Here is a 19027-nt window from a genome sequence, read left to right as displayed (position 1 = left end):
CGGCCACCCTACTCGGGGACCTGCCGGGCCAGCACTTTCAGATAGGCGATGATGTCGCAGTCGTTCTGCCGGTCGGTCAGGCCGTGGGTCTGGAGAAATTCACAGACATCGCCGTGGGTCCCTTCGCCGCCGCCGGGATAGAGGTGCGTGGCCAGATCCGTCGCGCCGTGACACGACAGGCAATGCGCGCCGAAGAGGCCGCGCCCGGCGACGGGATCGCCGCGCAGGCCGGAGGCCTCGAACGCGATCGGCCCCGCGGCGGGCACTTCGGGCAGGCGCGGGGCCCGCACCGCCGGCGCGGCCTCGGGATCGTAGGGCCGCAGCAGCGAGAAGGCGCCGCGCAGCTCCCCGGCCCGGAAGCCCACCGCCTCGTCCTCCGGGTAGACTTCCGCGATCTTGGCCGCCACGTCGGGCGCCAGGTTGCTGCCGTGGCAGGTGAGGCAGGCGTCCAGCATGGGAATGGCGCGCATGTAGTGGACGTAGGTCTTGCCGTCCTGCTCCACCAGGCGGAGCGTCTCCATGTCCTCGAAGGACTGGCCGGCAAGGCTGCGCGTCAGGTAGCCGAGCAGCACGCCACGCTCTTCCTCCGTCGGACGGTTCGCCGGGTTGCGCGCCTTCAGCGCGGGACGGCGAATCTGCCAGCCGGTCTCGGCGGAGATCTCCGCCGCCATTTCGGGCGCCAGGTGGCGGCAGACGGCGGTAGCCTCGGCCGGGCCGGCCTCCCGCATTGAAGTTTGCAGCGCCTGCATCATCGCCTGGCGCAGCTGCTGAATGGCGCCGTGCGCCGAGTCCCGCTCGGCGGTCAGGTCCTGCGCCGCGGCAGACCCGGCGGCCAGCAGCAGGCACCCCAGGATGAAAGCCGAAAAGCACCGCATTCCATGCCCTCGCGAAGGTTGGAGCCGGCACTCAGGTTAGCGGGTCTTCCTGACGGCAGCCTTGCGCCAGCTCAAAGGGACGAGCGGCGCTCAGCCGCCGGCGCAGCGCAGCCGCGCGGCGCCGTAGTGGGCGACCACGGCTTCCTGCGTGTGGTAGTTGCCGGTGACCAGGGCGATGGCGAGCACGTTGCCCGTCGGCCGCCCGCCGAAGGCCGCCTGGTAGTCGGCGGCCAGGTCGCGCTGCTCGCTTTCCCAGGCCAAGGGACTGACGACGCCGCCCTGCACCACGATGGAGCGGATCACCCCCGGCTGCGCCGGCGAGTCGATGATGGTCTCGTCCTGGATCTTGTCGGTGGTCCAGACGTAGCGCAGCGTCGGCACCGGCTTGGGCGCGGTGATGGCGCCCCAGGGCCCCGGCTCGGGATCGCCGAACATGACCCAGATCGAGGCGGCGACGTCCTCCAGGCCGGCCTCGTAGAGGCTGGCGCTCTCCTGCAGCTTTTCGATCCGCCACTCCCACTCCAGAAAGGGGCAGGCCTCGACGTCGATGTTGACCGGCAGCACCAGGCCGGACTCGCTGCGCTGCCCCTCGGCGCGGATCGAGAGATGGTCCTGATAGCTGTCGAGGCGGAAGTCGGTGAGCCGCCCGTTGGGCGACAGCGACATGGCCAGCCAGCCCTGCTCGATGGCCAGCGCCGGGTCGTAGAGCAGGTCCTGGCGGTCGAAGCTGCCCTCGCGGGTCAGTTCCGGCTGCGCCGTGCAGGCAGCGAGGAGAGCGAGAGAAAGCGCGGCCAAGCCGCCGCGAAAAGCGTAGGGAGTCATGCGCGCACTATAGCGGAGGCTGGGGCGGAAGGAACCGCCGTCAGCGCAGAACCTGCTCGAACCCCGGGACCGACCAGGGCACGGCCGAATGCTGCAGGGCCTCCACCAGGCGGCGGCGCTGGGCCACGTTCTTGATGTTGGCCAGGATCATGGCGTCGAGATCGTCTTCCGGGTGGTGGGCGGCGTGCAGCACGGCCAGCGCCGCCTCCTGGTCCAGGTGGCGGTGGACCCGCCGCTCGGCCGGTACGGCGGCCAGGGCCAGCGGGGCCGCGGGCTGTTCCGGGTCCGCCAGGCAGCCGTGCACCGAGAGGTAGGCGAAGGCCTCGCTGAGCCGCGGCCCGCCCTCGACGGCCAGGTCGACCCCGCCCAGGCGCCCGTAGGCGTAGTTGCCGGCGCCGATCTCGGTCTCGTGCATGCGCGGAAGCTGCGCCTCGGTGAGCCAGGTGACGTAGACCTGGACCCGGGTGCCCGGAGCCTCGTGCAAGGTGGCGGAGATGGAGCCGTAGCGCGTCATGTGGGCCGAATAGACCACGTCGTGGCCGGCGAGCCAGGCGCGGGTCACCGGGATCTCGGAGGCCGCGCCGGTCAGGTGGCCGAACTTGCGGTGGATCTGCTCGGGCGCGCGGTTGGAGCCGTGGGCGATGACCGGCACCCGCCCGGCGGTCAGGGCCGGGTCGAGCGGCCCGTGCAGCCCGGCGCTCTCGCCCTCGCGGTAGAGGTAGGAGCCGTCCGGCGCGGCATAGGGATAGCCCTTGGCCAGGCGCAGCAGGGCGTCATCCGAATCGGGAAGGGCCCAGGGCACGGCAAACGGCCGTCAACCGGTCATAAACTGCACCGCTTCAGTCGGTGCAGGGGGGCGGGGCCTCGTTGTCGATGCGCTCGATCCGGTAGCGGGTCGTGCACTCATCGACAGTGTGCCAGGCATGCTTGGCCCACTCCTGCTTCGCCGCTTCGTAATCGGCAAAAGGGCCAAACCACTCCTCGTCGCCACCGACGGCTTCGCTAAAATGCGTATCTTTGTACTCGCCGCCGACTACGTAGTACTGAATCATTAAATCCACGCCTCTCAACTTGAAAGCGCCTGTCGTCCACTCCGCCGTTGAACGCGAATCTTCATCTCGCCAGCGAAGCTCCCTACAAAGATAGGGAAAAATCGAACTGAATGTATAGTGCCAAACTGGCATTTCAAGTTGGTTAATCGCAGGCTGCCGGACTGTGCCCGCTGCGTCATCTTCTTGTCCCATAGCGGCGATCCGGGGCGGCGAAGCGGGAGCTTTCCCCGGTGCATCAACACAGGATAGATTAACCGCCACCGCCTTGTACCAGTCCGGGAGCATCCCGGCGCGGCGCAGGGGAGAGGGGCCGCAGACAAGGGGCCGCAGACAGGGGCCTGACCTGAAGGGAGACCCGCAGAAGATGCCGTTCGAGATTTCCGGCTTCAGCGTCCTGGTGATCGCCATCGTCGTGCTGGCGATCATCATCGTCACCATGAGCGTCAAGGCCGTGCCCCAGGGCTATGAGTATACGGTGGAACGTTTCGGGCGCTACACCAAGACCCTCGGCCCCGGCCTGGGCATGATCTTCCCCATCGTCGACCGCATCGGCGCGAAGATGAACATGATGGAAACGGTGCTCGACGTGCCCTCCCAGGAGGTCATCACCCGCGACAACGCCCTGGTGCAGGTCGACGGCGTGATCTTCTATCAGGTGCTCGAGGCCGCCGCCGCGGCCTACGAGGTGCGCGACCTGCAGCGGGCGATCCTAAACCTGACCATGACCAACATCCGTACCGTCATGGGATCGATGGACCTGGACGAGCTGCTGTCGCGGCGCGACGACATCAACACCCGCCTGCTGCAGGTCGTCGACGACGCCACCGAGCCCTGGGGCATCAAGGCGACCCGCATCGAGATCCTGGACATCACCCCGCCGGCCGACCTGGTGGACTCCATGGCCCGCCAGATGAAGGCCGAGCGCGACAAGCGCGCCACGGTGCTGGTCGCCGAGGGCGACCGCCAGGCCCAGGTGCTGCGCGCCGAAGGCGAGAAGCAGGCGCAGATCCTGGCCGCCGAGGGCCGCCGCGAGGCCGCTTTCCGCGACGCCGAGGCGCGCGAGCGCGAGGCGGAAGCGGAGGCCAAGGCGACCGCCATGGTGTCGGAAGCCATCGCCCGCGGCGACGTCAACGCGGTGAACTACTTCGTGGCGCAGCGCTACGTCGACGCTCTGGGTAAGTTCGCCGACTCGACCAACCAGAAGACCTTCTTCCTGCCGGTCGACGCCGCCGGGATCATCGGGGCGATCGGCGGCATCGCCGAGATCGCCCGCGATTCCATGGAGCAGCGGCAGGCCGCCAGAGGCCCCTGGGACGGCGGCGGCGGCACGCCCGGCGGCGGCGGCAGCGCGGGCGGCAGCACCGCCGGCGGCAGCACGGCCGGCGGCAGCTCCGCAGGCGATGGAGGCAGGCGCCCATGATCAGCTTCGAACAGATCGAATTCTGGAACTGGTGGGTCGTCGCCGTCTTCCTGATCGGCATCGAGATCTTCGCCCCCGGCGCCGTCTTCCTGTGGATGGGCATCTCCGCCGGCATCGTCGGCTTCGTGCTCATGCTGTTCCCGGAGATGACCTGGCAGATCCAGTTGCTGATCTTCGCCGTGCTCTCCCTGGTTTCCATCCTGGTCTGGCGCTACTTTCTGCGCGACCGCTTTCCCGCGCCGGTCCCCAAGCGCTTGCTGAACCGCCGCGGCGCCAGCTACGTGGGCCGCACCTTCACCCTGAAGGAGCCCATCGTCGACGGCACCGGCCTGCTGCACGTCGACGACTCGCGCTGGAAGGTGGAGGGCGAGGACCTGCCCGCGGGAACGAAGGTAAAGGTCACCGCCATCGACGGCACCGTGCTGAAGGTCGAACGCGCCTGATGCCTTTTTCCTCCCTGCGCGACTTCGTCGAGCGCCTGGAGCGCGCCGGGCGGCTGAAGCGCGTCTCGGCCCCGGTCTCGCCGGAGCTGGAGATGACCGAGATCCAGACCCGCCTGCTGGCCGAGGGCGGGCCGGCGGTGCTCTTCGAGAACGTGGTCACCGCCGACGGGCGCAAGGCGGAGATGCCGGTGCTGGTGAACCTCTTCGGCACCGTGGAGCGGGTCGCCTGGGGCATGGACCGCGAGCCCGGCCAGCTCCGCGAGATCGGCGAGACCCTGGCCTTCCTGCGCCAGCCGGAGCCGCCGGGCAGCCTGCGCGAAGCCTGGGAGCACCTGCCGCTGCTGAAGACCGTCATGGCCATGAAGCCCAAGACCGTGGGCAGCGGGCCCTGCCAGGAGGTGGTGCTGACCGGCGGCGACATCGACCTCGGCCGCCTGCCGGTGCAGACCTGCTGGCCCGGCGAGCCGGCGCCGCTGATCACCTGGCCGCTGGTGGTAACCCAGGGGCCCAATCCCGGCGGCGACAAGACCGACGACTTCAACCTGGGCATCTACCGCATGCAGGTGACCGGGCGCGACACCACCATCATGCGCTGGCTGAAGCACCGCGGCGGCGCCCAGCACCACCGGCGCTGGAAGCAGGAGAAGACGGCGCCGCTGCCCGCCGCCGCCGTCATCGGCGCCGACCCCGGCACCATCCTGGCCGCGGTGACGCCGGTGCCCGACACCCTCTCCGAGTACCACTTCGCCGGCCTGCTGCGCGGCAGCAAGGTGGAGCTGGTCGACTGCAAGACCCAGCCGCTGAAGGTGCCGGCCGAGGCCGAGATCGTCATCGAGGGCGAGGTCTCCCTGGAGGAGACCGCCGAGGAAGGCCCCTACGGCGACCACACCGGCTACTACAACGCCGTCGAGCGCTTCCCGGTCTTCAAGGTGACGGCGATCACGATGCGGCGCGACCCGATCTATCTCTCCACCTTCACCGGGCGTCCGCCGGACGAGCCCTCGGTGCTGGGCGAGGGCCTGAACGAGGTCTTCGTGCCCCTGATCCAGCAGCAGTTCCCGGAGATCACCGACTTCTGGCTGCCGCCGGAGGGCTGCAGCTACCGCATTGCCGTGGTCTCCATGAAGAAGGCCTACCCCGGCCACGCCAAGCGGGTGATGCTCGGCGTCTGGTCCTATCTGCGCCAGTTCATGTACACCAAGTGGGTCATCGTGGTGGACGACACGGTGAACGCGCGCGACTGGAAGGACGTCATGTGGGCCATCTCCACCAAGATGGACCCGGCGCGCGACATTACCCTGGTGGAGAACACCCCCATCGACTACCTGGACTTCGCCTCGCCGGAGGACGGCCTGGGCTCCAAGATCGGCCTGGACGCCACCGACAAGTGGCCGCCGGAGACCAAGCGCGAGTGGGGCCGCGAAATCCGCATGGACCAGGCCGTCATCGACCGCATCGACCGGCTCTGGCCGGAGCTGGGCCTGCCCGGCAGCGGCAAGAGCATCTGGAAGTAGAAGCCCGCTTCCCCGGGCGCCGGCCACGGGCGCAGGCCATGGGCGCCGGTCATGGGTGCCGGCCCTGGGTGCCGGGGCGCGAGTCGCCGTCCTGAAACAATTAATACGCGGCGGCGGCTGGAAACTGCCCGCCGATCCGCTAGACTGCTTCCCCTGAAAGTCATCACGTCGCCGCTTTTTGCACCGCCGGCTGTCCGCGGGCGGCGGAGGCTGGGTTATACGAAGACTGAGCGGCATGAACTTTGTGAGCGGTCCCCTTCCCCAAAACGCCTCCGCGCCCCTTCTGGCGCTGCGCTCGCCCATCAACCAGTTCGCCTACGACTACTGGAAGCGCAAGTGCGGGCAGCGGCGTATGCCGACGCGGGACGAGATCGTCCCCGCCGAGATCGTGAAGATCCTGCCGCACGTGTTCCTGCTGGACGTGCGGCAGAGCCCGCTGGACTTCCGCTACCGGCTGATCGGCACCAAGATGGACGAGCACATGAACGGCCGCTACACGGGCATGTGGATGAGCGAGATTCCCCACCAGGCCGCGCCCAGCCGGATCTGGGCCAACTGCCGCCAAGTGGCACTGGAGGGCGCGCCGCTCGCCGGCGACACCCCCTACGTCGGCCGCAACAAGGAGTTCCTCACCACCGAGGACCTCATCATGCCGCTTTCCGGCGACGGCGAGACCGTCGACATGCTCTTCGTCACGGTGGGGTTCGTCTAGGGGCTTGGCCTGTCCGCCCTGCCCTCGGGCCGCCTCCGCGGGCCACCCAAAAGCCTTGACCGCCGGGGGCCGGGTGCCTAGGTTTCCCGGGTTATGACGACCTTTCACGGACTCCTGTCGCTACGACTTATCGCCCCGGCCGCCTGAAGTGCGCGCCGGGTAAAGCCGTCGTCCGACAATCCAGTCCCTGAAAGAGGTTCGCTCCGATGAGCGACAGTTCGCGAAAAACCCCTGAATTCAGCCAAGTATCCTGCCATTCTCAGCAGTTCCACGCCTGCCTGAACCGTACCCTCGCGCCGGGTTTCGGCCTGCGACTTAGCCGCGGCCGCTGCGCCTTGCTGGCGCCGCAGCGGTCGTAGCCTGGCCACGCAAACCCCGAATTCACAAGACAGAGACCCGGCGGCGGCGGCACCCCAAGGGAACGATCCGCGAGGAGCGCCCCGCCCGGCAGAGCAAGGACCCGAGACCCATGAACAGCAAGAAACCGCAGGCCAATCCGGCCGAGAAGTACACCGCCTTCAAGCCCATCGACCTGCCCGACCGCCAGTGGCCCGGCCGCGTCATCACCGCGCCGCCGATCTGGTGCTCGGTGGACCTGCGCGACGGCAACCAGGCCCTGATCGAGCCCATGGACGGCGCGCGCAAGCGGCGCATGTTCAAGCTGCTGGTCGAGATGGGCTTCAAGGAGATCGAGGTCGGCTTCCCCGCCGCCTCGCAGACCGACTTCGACTTCGTGCGCGAGCTGATCGAAGAGGACATGATCCCCGAGGACGTCACCATCCAGGTGCTGACCCAGTCGCGCGACCACCTGATCGACCGCACCTTCGAGGCGATCCAGGGCGCCCGCCGGGCCATCGTCCACCTCTATAACTCCACCTCTACCCTGCAGCGCCGGGTGGTCTTCGGCCTGGACGAGGCCGGCATCGTCGACATCGCGGTGAAGGGCGCCGAGCGCATCCGCGACCTGGCGGCCGGGTTCGAGGGCGGCGAGATCGTCCACCAGTACTCGCCGGAGAGCTTCACCGGCACCGAGATGGACTTCGCCAAAGAGATCTGCGAGGCGGTGATGGACGTCTGGCAGCCGACGCCGGAGAAGAAGGTCATCCTGAACCTGCCGGCCACGGTGGAGATGTCGACGCCGAACATCTACGCCGACCAGATCGAGTGGTTCCACCGCAACATCAAGAACCGCGACAGCATCGTCTTGTCGCTGCACCCCCATAACGACCGCGGCACCGGCGTGGCGGCGGCGGAGCTGGGCGTCATGGCCGGCGCCGACCGCATCGAGGGCACGCTGTTCGGCAACGGCGAGCGCACCGGCAACGTCGACGTCGTGACCCTGGGCCTCAACATGTTCACCCAGGGCATCGACCCGGGCATCGACTTCTCCGACATCGACAAGGTCCGCGAGACCGCCGAGTACTGCAACCAGTTGCCGGTGCCCGAGCGCCACCCCTACGCCGGCGACCTGGTCTTCACCGCCTTCTCCGGCTCACACCAGGACGCCATCAAGAAGGGCATGGCGGCCATGAAGCTGAGCAACTCCGGCCTCTGGGAAGTGCCCTACCTGCCGATCGACCCGCAGGACGTGGGCCGCTCCTACGAGGCGGTGGTGCGCATCAACAGCCAGTCCGGCAAGGGTGGCGTCGCCTACATCCTGCAGGCCGAATACGGCCTGGATCTGCCGCGCAAGCTGCAGATCGCCTTTACCCAGAAGGTGCAGGAGCAGGCCGATACCTCCGGCAAGGAGATCACGCCGAAGCAGATCTGGGATCTCTTTGAGCAAACCTACCTGGCCCCGCGCCTGCCCTACGCCTTCGTCGAGCACCGCTCGGTGCCCGACACCCACGCTTCGGAGCTGCGCCAGCTCACCGCGGTGATCGAGGAGAACGGCGCGCGCCGCGAGATCCAGGGCAGCGGCAACGGCCCCATCGCCGCCTTCGTCGACGCCCTGAGCAAGGGCTGCGGCGTCAACATCAAGGTGCATGACTACCACGAGCACGCCGTGGGCGCCGGCGCCGACGCCAAGGCCGTGGCCTATGTCGAGGCGGAAGCCGCCGACGGCACGGTCTTCTGGGGCGTCGGCCAGCACCCCAACATCGTGGTCGCCTGCCTGCAGGCGGTGGTCAGCGCCGCCAACCAGATGGCCGCCGCGGCGGAGCCGGACAGCGCCGGCCAGGCCGCCTGAGCCTCCGGGTTCCACCCTCCTGCCTCCGCCGACGCGTGACCGCTTCGGCGACCCGCAGGCAGGTCGAGACGCGCGCCTTCGGCGCGCTCCTCAGGGTGAGGCCCAGCTCAGTCCTCATGCTGCGGAGCCCCGTGAGGGGCGTCTCGAAGCACGGGCCGCCTGACCCCATTTCGCCGAATACTCAGAGAGGGCCGGGAGGCAAGCGTCCCGGCCCTTTTTCTTGTGCGGCGGCACCGCTTCGACCGGCGGCTGAAACATTCGGCAGCATTTTGTGACTTCGCACACCGGGCGCGCGGAGCTACACCTGAAGCGGGGATGGAGCCATGATCGCGAGGCGCGCGCCATGAAGACCGGCGCCCGGATTTCCGAGCAAGACAACGGCGGCCGGCTGCTGCGGCCGGCAAGGCCCGAGGAATGCGGCACCCTCTCCGCCCTGGCCCTGCGCTCCAAGGCCTACTGGGGCTATGACCCGCACTTCATCCAGGCCTGCCGCGACGAACTGGCGGTCTCCCCGGCGAATATCGCCGCCGGGCGGGTCGTGGTGCTGGTCGAGGAGGACACCCCGCTGGGCTTCTACGCCCTGGACCCCGGCGAACGCCGCGACGAGGCGGAGGTCAGCCTGCTCTTCGTCGAGCCCGCCGCCATCGGCCGCGGCCTCGGCCGGACGCTGTGGGACCACGCCGTGGCCACGGCCCGCGCCCGGGGCCTGAAGCGCCTGAAGGTCTTGAGCGACCCCTTCGCGCTGGGCTTCTACCGCGCCGTCGGGGCGACACTCTCGGGCAAGGTGCGCTCCCCCGTGCGCGCGCCCGACGGCAGCGAGCGCTGCCTGCCCGTGCTGCACTACGATCTTTAATTCTCTCCGTCACCCGAGACCAGGATGTCGCGCCTGTCCGCTATGGCTATCACATGTAGAAGCTGTATCGAGGTGCAATAGAGCGCCCCTCTGGAACATACTTGAGGATGTCACCTACATAGCGTGCGGCCCGAACAGTAATTGGCTCGCCCCCATCAAACTGGGTGTTGTTCCAGTTCATTTTGGTGAGGGAAAGGAGCTCCTCAGCGAGGAACTTCAATGCTTGGTCTCTTCTCGCACACCTAAAGAGGAGAGGTCGAGGAACGTACATTCCCGGATAAGTACGAAAGAACTCTATACTCCCTTTCGCGTAGAGTATTGCCCGCTCGTCGTCGAGTCGCATCAGCGTGCCACGAAGAGGGGGATAACCGCCTTTCCGATAAAGGCGCGTAAACGACTTCGAAATTACAATCATATCTGCATAGTCGATGCTCCGCTCCTGAAGCGCGCTCGCAAATCCGGCGAGCTCATCGGTGTTGAAGTTCGACGTCTTATGCAGAACAACGCGAGCTGGAAAATGACCATGTTGTTGTCGGAAAACTGATAAAGAATTTGAGAGAAGACCATATGCATCCTCCTCAAGCAGATGTGGCCGGCGGTCATCTTTTGACTCGTGCGCCCGCGCTCCTCGCAATATCAAACCCTCTCCTCGCTCATCGAACATCTGCGCGGAACTTGAATGAACCAGCTCATTGTCAGCAGTGCGATAGAAGCTGATCCCAATGTAGGACGCCTTTAGCTGCTTCGGATCACGCACCATGCGCCACGGCAAACCATTAGCTTTGTAATAAAGCGCAGTGAAAAAGTTCCAAGCGCGCGTCGCATCATCCTGTACCCTTCTATCACTTACCACCTTTAGCTTTCGTGGGATGCGTATCGACGAATCGTAAGTAGTCGGCCACAATATTTGTATTGGCAACCGAAGTTCCATACACGCCGCCTTGAGCATGCCCCTTAGATTCAACGCTGATTCTCCAGTCGAGCTCTCTCCCTCAGATTGATCATCGAGATCATCGTCAGCAACTCCAGCATTCACCGTTGCTTGGATGACCTCGAGAGGCAAAGCGCAAAGGATCACGTCTGGAGGAGTGTTTTGCTCAGCTAACGCTCTTATCTCGTCGAGGAACAATGATACTGCCTCACGGGTAGCTTGATTGCTGTCGTCTATGGCGGAGATCCGCAAAAGCTCGCGAGACGGAACTACTCTCGTCATTTCGCTAGCGGCAACAAAATCACAGCGGAAAGTCACATCTTCCCCCCAACCGGGAAAAGGTGGAAAGAGGTTTGGTTGGCGACTTTCCTTTGCTTCTAATCCGCATTGGCACCTTTCAATCCAGCGTGCCGTCCCTTCGACAGTTTGAGCGCTACCAACAATGCCAATTCGCACTCGCCGTAGCGATTCACTGTGAGTAGCGTCGAATGGACCGTAGTCCATTAACCCAAATCGAATATCCTGATGTCGACTACCACCCCCAAACTCGAGCTCAGGCTCGGCCAAGTGAGAGACTTCAAACATCAGACAATCAGATCATCGCCAAAGAGTCCGGCACGCTGCCGAGATTCTCTTGACCGCCAGAGTTCGTCAGGAACCCCTTGTTCGATTGGGAAATCTTCCAAAACGTCGAATCGCAGAAATGGGTACTCGGGAGAGAACATGTCGCCGCGGTGACACCTAGTTAGGTAATGTCGCCACATGGCGAACTGCCCCACCACAGCAGCGTTGTTTTCAAACTCCTTTATCTTTTTTAGATGCTCCGCAGCGAAACGGTCTTCGCGGAAGCCGTCACGGGTGAAATGGTATGTGGGCGTAACTTCCAAATACCAAACGTCGCCGAACCTATGAAAACGAGCACGAAATGCTGAATGTCTAAAATATGCGGTTTCGGTAGGTGATTGCTTCTTCGAATAGCGCCTGACAACATCACGCGAGGTGCGCTTCTCAAACCCTCGATAATAGTATATGCGCCGCGTCTTCTCTGGAATGCATTTGAAATAATGCGTTTTATCTTCTCTATCGAATCTTAGCGCCTCACCTGTCATACCACTCAGAGAACGGTTCAGTAGCTGAACGAAATCTCGCTGCTGATCTTCATCTGTCGAACTTGCCCATTCTTCAATTGGAAATGATTCAATCGTGCCAACATCGCAGAGTCTGTTCCAGGGGTGTTCATCGAGATCATGAAACGACAGAATCCGACCACCCTTTACTATCCATTCTCCATGGCCATCATCCACCAAATCTCTAAGCGCAGCACCAAACTCCTTATTCGTTCGGTAGTCTGTCTCAGCAAGAAACAAGCGCTTACTCACAAATGTGACGGGCAGTAAATTGGAAACTAGTTGCTCAGATATCCTAGCCGGAGGAGCAATTGCCCCTGGCCGAACGCTAGCTGCTATCGTTGATATAGCCGGCTTCGCAGCGAGATCAAAACTGTCTACCTTCTTGTTAAAAACTACCCGACGACTCTCTATTGCTTTGGGGTCGTCGAAATAATCCTTAATCGATTTCCAGTATGCACGATTGAATTTCGTCTGCACGATGATCAAAAGAACAGGTGCCGTTCCCTGTCGCCAGTAGGCAATATCTTCTTCTTTACAAGGCCATTCAAAGCTCTCCATCGTTTCAGCGGGAAGCTGTTCCTTTGCTGTAGCTTTGCCTTGCACCTGAAGAAGAAGATTTGTCACCTCTCCGGTTTCGTCGTTTCTAAGTTCGATAAAACCATCAATTCCCGCTTCGACCCCCCCGGTCTCATAAAAGAGATGCCCCATGTCGAGCACAACCTTGCGAATATGCGCTATCCCTTGCTCGCCAATTATGTCCGATTTTCCGATACGCTTCGGCACTTACGTAAATCTCCCAGCAGGGAATAAAGACGACTCCAATTAGACTGTTTATTCTATCAAGTCTCTCCAAGGTCACATAATACTACAACTTGATAATTTCTCGCCTTGGTTGTGGGGCCAAGGGAGATTTACGTAGGCAGGCCTGTTTCAAGCGGCTTGGCGTCGCTGAGTCCTATAGCGGTCCGTGGGTGCGACCTGACAGCGGGTGCAAGGCGGGCCCTGAGACCCTATATTCCTCCCCAAGATCGAGACCGACGCACCTTCGTTCTCCTTGAAGCCGTTCTCCTTGAAGCGAGGCCCGATGACCGCCACCGACGACTCCCTCTCCCTGCTCTCCGGCCTGGTCGCCAAGGCCAGGAAGGCCGGGGCCGACGCCGCCGACGCCGTGCACTTCCGCTCCACCGGCCTGTCCCACGCCCAGCGCCTGGGCGCGCCGGAGCGCCTGGAGCGCGAGGAGAGCCAGGACGTCGGCCTGCGGGTGCTGCTGGGCAAGCGCCAGGCCATCGTCTCCTCCACAGATCAGGCCCCGGACAGCCTGGACGAGCTGGTCGAGCGGGCGCTGGCCATGGCGAAAGTGGTGCCGGAAGACCCCTACTGCGGGCTGGCCGAGGCCGGGGAACTGGCCGCGACGGTGCCCGACCTGGACATCCTGGACGCCGAGGAGCCGGCGCCCGAGGTGCTGATCGAACGCGCCCGCGCCTGCGAGGAGGCCGCCCGCGCCGTCGCCGGCATCACCAACTCCGAAGGCGCCGAGGCGAGCTGGAGCCGCATCGACATCGCCCTGGTCACCTCCAACGGCTTCGCCCGCGGTTATGCACGCTCCAGCCATTCGGTCGGCGTCTCGGTCATCGCCGGCGAAGGCCTGGGCATGGAAAGCGACTACGACTTCGCCACCGCCGTCTACGGCAAGGAACTGGAAGACGCCGGCGCCGTCGGCCGGCGTGCCGGCGAGCGCGCGGTCCGGCGCCTGGGCGCCGAGAAGCCGGCGACCCGGCGCCTGCCCATCGTCTTCGACCCGCGGATCTCCAACACCATGCTGCGCCATCTGGCCGGCGCCGTTTCCGGCCCCGCCATCGCGCGCGGCACCTCCTTCCTGAAGGACAAGCTGGAGGCCCAGGTCTTCGCCGAGGGCATCACCATCGTCGACGATCCGCACCGCCCGCACGGCCTCGCCTCCAAGCCCTTCGACGGCGAGGGCCTGGCCAACCGGCGCCTCAGCCTCATCGACGGCGGACGCCTGACGACCTGGATCATGGACCTGAGCTCGGCGCGGCAACTGGGCCTGAAGTCCACCGGCCACGCGGCGCGCGGCACCTCCAGCCCGCCCTCGCCCAGCACGTCAAACCTCTACATGGAGCCGGGCAGTGCCACCCCCGCCGAACTGATGGCCGACATCGAGGACGGTTTCTACGTCACCGGACTGATGGGCATGGGCATCAACGGCGTCACCGGCGACTACTCGCGCGGCGCCCACGGTTTCCGCATCGAAAAGGGCGAGCTGACCACGCCGGTCAGCGAGGCCACGGTGGCCGGCAATCTGAAGGACATGTTCCTGAACCTCACGCCGGCCAACGACCTGGTCTTCAAGTACGCGGTCAATGCCCCGACCCTGCGCATCGACGGCATGATGCTGGCCGGCAACTAGGCCGCGTCGAGCGGGTTTCCCGGGGCGCTCCCCGGGGCGCTCCCGGGCGCGCTATTCGCATTGCCGCCGGCGCGGCTTCGTGGCTATATCTTCGGCCTCAACCGTTGGCCGGGATCACCGGCTGCGCTCTGGCCGAAGACATGATCCGCTCCGCGACGCCTGAAGACCTCTCCGCGCTCTTCGAACTCGAAGAGACGGCCTTTTCCCATGACCGGATCTCGCGCCGGAACTTCCGCCACATCCTGAACGGCGCCAATGCCGCCACCTTTGTCGCGTCGGACCGCCAGGGCCTTTGCGGCTACGTGACCGTGCTGTTCCGCAGCGGCACCCGGCTGGGGCGGATCTATTCGCTGGCGGTGGCCCGGCGCTGCCGCGGCCGCGGCCTGGGCCGCAAGCTGCTGGCGGCCGCCGAGGCGGCCTGCCGGGAGCGCGACTGCCGCGCCCTGCGCCTGGAGGTGCACCCCCGCAACGCCAGGGCACGCCGGCTCTACAAGCAGGCCGGCTACAGCGTCTTCGGCCGCTACGACAAGTACTACGAGAACGGCGCCGACGCCGTCCGCATGGAAAAACCGCTAGCGCCGCGCCGGTCATACCGGCGCAGGTCCTGAGCCCCCAGGCAAACACCGCGGGTCCCGCATGGCCAAGCACATCGTCGTCATCGACCAGCCCAAGGACTTCAAATGGCCCGACCCGGCCATCGAGGTGATGACGCCGCGCGATTTCATCACCCGCCCCTCGCTCTCCGGCGGCAAGGTCCGGGTCATCAATCTCTGCCGCGACACCAGCTACCTCAGCCTGGGCTACTACTGCTCGCTGCTGGCCGAGGCGCGCCGCCAGAAGGTCATCCCCGCCGTCGAAGTGCTGCTGGAGCTGAACTGGAAGCGGCTCTACCGCACCCACCTGCCGGAGCTGGAAGCCGAGTTCGCCAAGGCCCTGCAGGATGAGAGCGACCTGGACGACCGCACGATCTTCTTCTTCTTCGGGCGCAATCCCGACGAGCGGCTGGCGGAGATCGGCCGGCGGCTGTTCGACCTCTTCCGCTCGCCGATCCTCGCGGTGGAATTGCGCTACAAACGCGACTGGCGGATCCGCTCGCTGGGCACCGAGTCGCTGCGCGATGTCCCGGCGGAACTGGGTGACGCCTTTGCCGACGCCCTGATCCGCTACACCAAGGCGGCCTGGCGCTCGCCGCGCCAGAAGGCGCCCAGCAAATACGATCTCGCGATCCTCTACGACCCCGAAGAGGCCATGGCGCCCTCCGACCCCAAGGCCCTGGAGAAGTTCGCCGAGGCCGGGCGGTCGCTGGGCATCGCGGTCACCCTGGTGACCCGCCGGGACCTGGGCAAGCTGGCGGAATTCGACGCGCTCTTCATCCGCGAGACCACGCGCATCGACAACCACACCTACCGCTTCGCCAAGAAGGCGGCGGCCGAGGGCATGCCGGTGATCGACGACCCCGGCTCCATCCTGCGCTGCACCAACAAGGTTTACCTGGCCGAGCTGCTGCAGGCCCACAAGATCCCGGCGCCCAAGACCATGCTGGTCGACAGCAACACCCTGGGCCAGCTCGATCGGGCCATGCCCTATCCCATCGTGCTGAAGATCCCCGACGGGTCGTTTTCCCGCGGCGTCCACAAGGCGGAAAACCGCGAGGAGTTGGAGGCCACCGCCAAGGACCTGCTGAAACGCTCCGACGTCATCCTGGCCCAGGAGTTCATGTACACCGAGTACGACTGGCGGGTCGGCATCCTGAACCGCAAGCCGCTCTACGTCTCGCAGTACATGATGGCGCGCAAGCATTGGCAGATCGTGCAGCACGGTCCGGCGGGGAGGGTCGTCGAAGGCGACTCCAAGACCCTGGCCGTCGCCGACGCCCCGCCGGCGGTGGTGGAGACGGCCTTGGCCGCCGCCAATCTGATCGGCGACGGACTCTACGGCGTCGACCTGAAGCAGAACGAGCGCGGAGTTTTCGTCATCGAGATCAACGACAATCCGAGCCTCGACGCCGGGATCGAGGACGCGGTGCTGAAGGACGGCCTCTACACGACGATCATCCAGGACTTCATCCGCCGCATCGAGGGCCGCACGGGCGGGACCTGACGGCCAGGGATCACGGGCAGCGGCGGGTCTCGGGGCCTGCCCTCTTAATTTTTTTACCCGGATATAATTGACAGGCCAATTTTATCCGGGTAAATACCTCGGCACCACCAGGGCCGAGGAGAAGAAGCCGTGACCAACCCTACCCAATTCACCGTTTTCGAGGGCTACCAGCGGCTCGCCCAAGGCGACCTCGCCGAGGCGACCCTTGCGGTCAAGGCGGCGGAGGAGCAAGGGGTCGAAGCCCCCCTCCTGGTGTTCGACGACACCACCGGGCGGGTGGTCGACGTGGACACCCGCGCCAGCGCCGAAGACATCCTGGACCATCGGCTTTCGGCGCCGACCAGCGGCGCGGAGGTTGCGCCGCGCGGCCGCGGGCGCCCGAAGCTGGGCGTCGTGGCGCGCGAAGTCACGCTGCTGCCGCGGCACTGGGACTGGCTCAACCGCCAGCCCGGCGGCGCCTCCGCGACGCTGCGCCGGCTGGTCGAGGCGGCCCGGCGCAACGGAAAGGGAGATCACACCGCGGCACGCGATGCGGCCTATCGTTTCATGTCCGCCCTGGCCGGCGACCTGCCGGGCTTCGAGGAGGCCTCGCGGGCGCTCTTCAGCGGAAAGCGGGATCGGTTCGGCGCAGTGATCGCGGACTGGCCCCGCGACGTCCGCGATCACTGCACCAAGATGACCGCCGGGGCCTTCCCCCAATCAGGCAATCCGGCCGCCAAGTGAGAAGCGGCGTTTGCCACGTCGCCCCGCAGCGACGCCTGGAAGCGAGTCGGCCGTGGGTCACATCGGTTGTTCGCCGGTGCAGGGGTGCTGTAAAGTCCGGCCCGTGACTGCGGCGGCCCGTGACTGCGGCGGCCCGTCGCCGGCCGGGCATGGACGCCCATTGCACCCAAAGCGAACCAACGCAATGAATTCTGACTTACTTGCGCCGGGGCTGATTCCCGGCCCCTCCGTCGAGGACATCCTGGCAGGTGCGGACACGACCGAATTTCGTCGCCTGGTCGGCAACGACAGTGCGCTCCAACTTTTCAACTACTGGTCGCGGTTGCTGCGGGAGCACGGTCTCGCGATGAAGCAGCAGTTCGATCCGCTGGAGGTACCGGCGCTGCTCTCCAACATCTACATCGAGGAATGGGACCCGGAAGAGCGGCAAAGCCGGATGCGCCTGATGGGCGAGGACCTGAAGGCCGTGTGGAACGAGGACGTCATCGGCCTTCGCACGGACGACTTTGTGCGCGGCGACGTCAACGCGCTATGGAAGCAATCGGACCGGATCGTCTACTTCGAGAACCGCACCGCCATTCTGGCCTACAACATGGAATACCTCGACCGGCCCCACTGCGTGCTCCGCGACCTGACCCTGCCGATGCAGGACCACCAGGGGAACCGCTTCGCCATCGGCTACATCTGGCAGGAGCACTAGATCCGATCACGATTGGAGGGCAAACGGCAGCGGCTCCCTACACGGTGTTCAGCACCACGAAAACCAGCGCCGCGTAGACCGCGACGAAGACGATGACGCCGGCCCGGCGCACCACCGCCAGACACCGCCAGATCGCCCAGCCCAACGCCGTGACGGCAGCGGCGGCCAGAAGCCAGACCGCCCAGGCGACATTCGACAGGACCCCCAGCATCCCCGCGCCGTCGCTTCGCGGCAGACCGGAGGTCGCGCCGGTGAGAATGAAAGACCGGATCGACTTCCTGTTCTGCGGCGACTCCAGCGCGGCGCTATGCCCGCCGGCCAGCATGCCGACGTACTGGTGCCCGGCGGTTTCGATGAATCCGTTGAAGCCGCCGCTGCCGAGGTTGAAGAACACGGTATTCTCGAGGCCGAAGAGGTTCTTCACCTGCTGGTAGAATTTCGGCCCCAGCGCAACCACCCAGTCGCCCTGGGCGATATCGTTGCGCAGAACGCCGATACGCCGCGCCCTCAGAAGCTCGTTCCAGCCGAAATCCGACGGCACCACGCTCCCTGCGAAATAAACCCGGTCGAAATAGATGGCTTGATAGTTCTGCAACGCGCTCGCCAGCAGATAGGTGCCATTGCTGTGCCCGATGAAGCTTCGTCGCTCCGCATTGGGATAGAGCGCCAGGGTTTCGATATATTGATCGACGAACCAGCGAACGTTCTCCTCGCGGTCGTCGAAGAGCAGAAAGCGGAACATCGGGAAGTACCCGTACTTCGAGGTGACGACCCTGACCGTGGGATCCTGCGCCTCGAGCTCCTGCTTGAACTCGCCCATCCAGCCGCCCCAGTCGCGTATGCCGTGAACGACGAAGACCACATGCTTGGTCTTGGCGCGATCGCTGTCGGCGCGGTCCAGAAAGGCCTCGTTGGTCCGGTTGGAAGTGAAGTCCCGCCGCAGCTCCGGGATGCTGCGCGCCAGCGCCAGCTTGAAGAGCCGTTTGCGTTCCGCGCGCGCTTCGGCCTCGGCCCTGTCTTTCGTGGCGTCCGCGGCGAAGCGGATGACGTTCCCGTGCCCCGCGTCGGCGACCGGCAGGAAGATGAAGTTGGGCGTCGCCATCAGTTCCTTGTTGTCATCGGGGCGTACGCGGATG

18 protein-coding genes are annotated in these 19027 nt (G+C 65.3%); 11 read left to right on the top strand and 7 right to left on the bottom strand.

The features are described 5' to 3' along the window. Positions 1-8: 8 nt before the first annotated feature. From AAFN88_RS05910 to AAFN88_RS05895, 4 genes are all read right to left on the bottom strand, one after another. Positions 9-875, bottom strand: coding sequence for a DUF3365 domain-containing protein (locus AAFN88_RS05910; protein WP_347518981.1), 867 nt, complete (start codon positions 873-875; stop codon positions 9-11). 90 nt (positions 876-965) lie between these two features. Next, positions 966-1697, bottom strand: coding sequence for a DUF3047 domain-containing protein (locus AAFN88_RS05905; protein WP_347518979.1), 732 nt, complete (start codon positions 1695-1697; stop codon positions 966-968). A gap of 40 nt (positions 1698-1737) precedes the next feature. Next, on the bottom strand, positions 1738-2499 hold the full coding sequence (locus AAFN88_RS05900) for a hypothetical protein (protein ID WP_347518977.1): 762 nt from the start codon (positions 2497-2499) through the stop codon (positions 1738-1740). Between the two features lie 37 nt (positions 2500-2536). Next, on the bottom strand, positions 2537-2749 hold the full coding sequence (locus tag AAFN88_RS05895; protein ID WP_193367304.1) for a DUF4170 domain-containing protein: 213 nt from the start codon (positions 2747-2749) through the stop codon (positions 2537-2539). Between the two features lie 364 nt (positions 2750-3113). Here AAFN88_RS05895 and AAFN88_RS05890 point away from each other — a divergent pair, with 364 nt between their 5' ends. The 6 genes from AAFN88_RS05890 (at position 3114) to AAFN88_RS05865 (ending at position 9879) form a co-directional block, all read left to right on the top strand. Next, a complete protein-coding gene (locus AAFN88_RS05890) occupies positions 3114-4169 on the top strand; it encodes an SPFH domain-containing protein (RefSeq protein WP_347518974.1) in 1056 nt (351 codons plus the stop codon). Then, a complete protein-coding gene (locus tag AAFN88_RS05885) occupies positions 4166-4612 on the top strand; it encodes an NfeD family protein (protein WP_347518972.1) in 447 nt (148 codons plus the stop codon). The genes AAFN88_RS05890 and AAFN88_RS05885 overlap by 4 nt, the downstream gene beginning before the upstream one ends. After that, positions 4612-6126, top strand: coding sequence for a UbiD family decarboxylase (locus AAFN88_RS05880; RefSeq protein ID WP_347518971.1), 1515 nt, complete (start codon positions 4612-4614; stop codon positions 6124-6126). Before AAFN88_RS05885 ends, AAFN88_RS05880 begins: the two co-directional genes overlap by 1 nt. Positions 6127-6361: 235 nt before the next feature. Further along, on the top strand, positions 6362-6838 hold the full coding sequence (locus AAFN88_RS05875; RefSeq protein ID WP_347518970.1) for a PAS domain-containing protein: 477 nt from the start codon (positions 6362-6364) through the stop codon (positions 6836-6838). Positions 6839-7307: 469 nt separating this feature from the next. Next, positions 7308-9026, top strand: coding sequence for a 2-isopropylmalate synthase (gene leuA / locus AAFN88_RS05870; protein ID WP_347518969.1), 1719 nt, complete (start codon positions 7308-7310; stop codon positions 9024-9026). Positions 9027-9297: 271 nt separating this feature from the next. Continuing rightward, positions 9298-9879: a GNAT family N-acetyltransferase gene (locus AAFN88_RS05865; RefSeq protein WP_347518968.1), complete on the top strand. Its 582-nt coding sequence runs from the start codon at positions 9298-9300 to the stop codon at positions 9877-9879. Between the two features lie 49 nt (positions 9880-9928). Here AAFN88_RS05865 and AAFN88_RS05860 read toward each other — a convergent pair whose 3' ends face one another. Continuing rightward, entirely contained in the window at positions 9929-11314 is a 1386-nt protein-coding gene (locus AAFN88_RS05860; RefSeq protein ID WP_347518966.1) for a hypothetical protein, read from the bottom strand. An 80-nt stretch (positions 11315-11394) separates the two neighbouring features. Beyond that, the gene (locus tag AAFN88_RS05855) at positions 11395-12723 is read right to left on the bottom strand and encodes a DUF4365 domain-containing protein (protein WP_347518965.1); all 1329 of its coding nucleotides are present in this window, start codon (positions 12721-12723) and stop codon (positions 11395-11397) included. Positions 12724-13024: 301 nt separating this feature from the next. Between AAFN88_RS05855 and AAFN88_RS05850 the strand changes: the two genes are divergently transcribed. The 5 genes from AAFN88_RS05850 to AAFN88_RS05830 all read left to right on the top strand — a co-directional run bounded on the left by AAFN88_RS05850 (position 13025) and on the right by AAFN88_RS05830 (position 17891). Then, complete coding sequence (locus tag AAFN88_RS05850) at positions 13025-14368, top strand: TldD/PmbA family protein (protein WP_347518963.1); 1344 nt, start codon at positions 13025-13027, stop codon at positions 14366-14368. 140 nt (positions 14369-14508) lie between these two features. After that, the gene (locus tag AAFN88_RS05845; protein ID WP_347518962.1) at positions 14509-14976 is read left to right on the top strand and encodes a GNAT family N-acetyltransferase; all 468 of its coding nucleotides are present in this window, start codon (positions 14509-14511) and stop codon (positions 14974-14976) included. Positions 14977-15004: 28 nt separating this feature from the next. Beyond that, the gene (locus tag AAFN88_RS05840) at positions 15005-16468 is read left to right on the top strand and encodes a RimK family protein (protein WP_347518960.1); all 1464 of its coding nucleotides are present in this window, start codon (positions 15005-15007) and stop codon (positions 16466-16468) included. A 129-nt stretch (positions 16469-16597) separates the two neighbouring features. After that, on the top strand, positions 16598-17191 hold the full coding sequence (locus AAFN88_RS05835) for a DUF2239 family protein (protein ID WP_347518959.1): 594 nt from the start codon (positions 16598-16600) through the stop codon (positions 17189-17191). 184 nt (positions 17192-17375) lie between these two features. Continuing rightward, complete coding sequence (locus tag AAFN88_RS05830) at positions 17376-17891, top strand: PAS domain-containing protein (protein WP_347518956.1); 516 nt, start codon at positions 17376-17378, stop codon at positions 17889-17891. Positions 17892-17928: 37 nt separating this feature from the next. Here AAFN88_RS05830 and AAFN88_RS05825 read toward each other — a convergent pair whose 3' ends face one another. Next, positions 17929-18993 carry a hypothetical protein gene (locus tag AAFN88_RS05825; RefSeq protein WP_347518953.1) on the bottom strand — a complete coding sequence of 355 codons (1065 nt, stop codon included), beginning with the start codon at positions 18991-18993 and terminating at the stop codon, positions 17929-17931. Positions 18994-19027: the final 34 nt, after the last annotated feature.

The sequence above is a fragment of the Pelagibius sp. CAU 1746 genome (assembly GCF_039839785.1).
Taxonomy (GTDB): Bacteria; Pseudomonadota; Alphaproteobacteria; order Kiloniellales; family Kiloniellaceae; genus Pelagibius.
This window is presented reverse-complemented; position numbering and strand designations above follow the sequence as displayed.

Coding starts and splice junctions, on each gene's coding strand:
- AAFN88_RS05840 (WP_347518960.1), top strand. CDS start 15,005: ATGGCCAAGCACATCGTCGTCATCGACCAGCCCAAGGACTTCAAATGG.
- AAFN88_RS05845 (WP_347518962.1), top strand. CDS start 14,509: ATGATCCGCTCCGCGACGCCTGAAGACCTCTCCGCGCTCTTCGAACTC.
- AAFN88_RS05880 (WP_347518971.1), top strand. CDS start 4,612: ATGCCTTTTTCCTCCCTGCGCGACTTCGTCGAGCGCCTGGAGCGCGCC.
- AAFN88_RS05905 (WP_347518979.1), bottom strand. CDS start 1,697: ATGACTCCCTACGCTTTTCGCGGCGGCTTGGCCGCGCTTTCTCTCGCT.
- AAFN88_RS05890 (WP_347518974.1), top strand. CDS start 3,114: ATGCCGTTCGAGATTTCCGGCTTCAGCGTCCTGGTGATCGCCATCGTC.
- AAFN88_RS05875 (WP_347518970.1), top strand. CDS start 6,362: ATGAACTTTGTGAGCGGTCCCCTTCCCCAAAACGCCTCCGCGCCCCTT.
- AAFN88_RS05825 (WP_347518953.1), bottom strand. CDS start 18,993: ATGGCGACGCCCAACTTCATCTTCCTGCCGGTCGCCGACGCGGGGCAC.
- leuA (WP_347518969.1), top strand. CDS start 7,308: ATGAACAGCAAGAAACCGCAGGCCAATCCGGCCGAGAAGTACACCGCC.
- AAFN88_RS05830 (WP_347518956.1), top strand. CDS start 17,376: ATGAATTCTGACTTACTTGCGCCGGGGCTGATTCCCGGCCCCTCCGTC.
- AAFN88_RS05860 (WP_347518966.1), bottom strand. CDS start 11,314: ATGGACTACGGTCCATTCGACGCTACTCACAGTGAATCGCTACGGCGA.
- AAFN88_RS05885 (WP_347518972.1), top strand. CDS start 4,166: ATGATCAGCTTCGAACAGATCGAATTCTGGAACTGGTGGGTCGTCGCC.
- AAFN88_RS05850 (WP_347518963.1), top strand. CDS start 13,025: ATGACCGCCACCGACGACTCCCTCTCCCTGCTCTCCGGCCTGGTCGCC.
- AAFN88_RS05895 (WP_193367304.1), bottom strand. CDS start 2,749: ATGATTCAGTACTACGTAGTCGGCGGCGAGTACAAAGATACGCATTTT.
- AAFN88_RS05910 (WP_347518981.1), bottom strand. CDS start 875: ATGCGGTGCTTTTCGGCTTTCATCCTGGGGTGCCTGCTGCTGGCCGCC.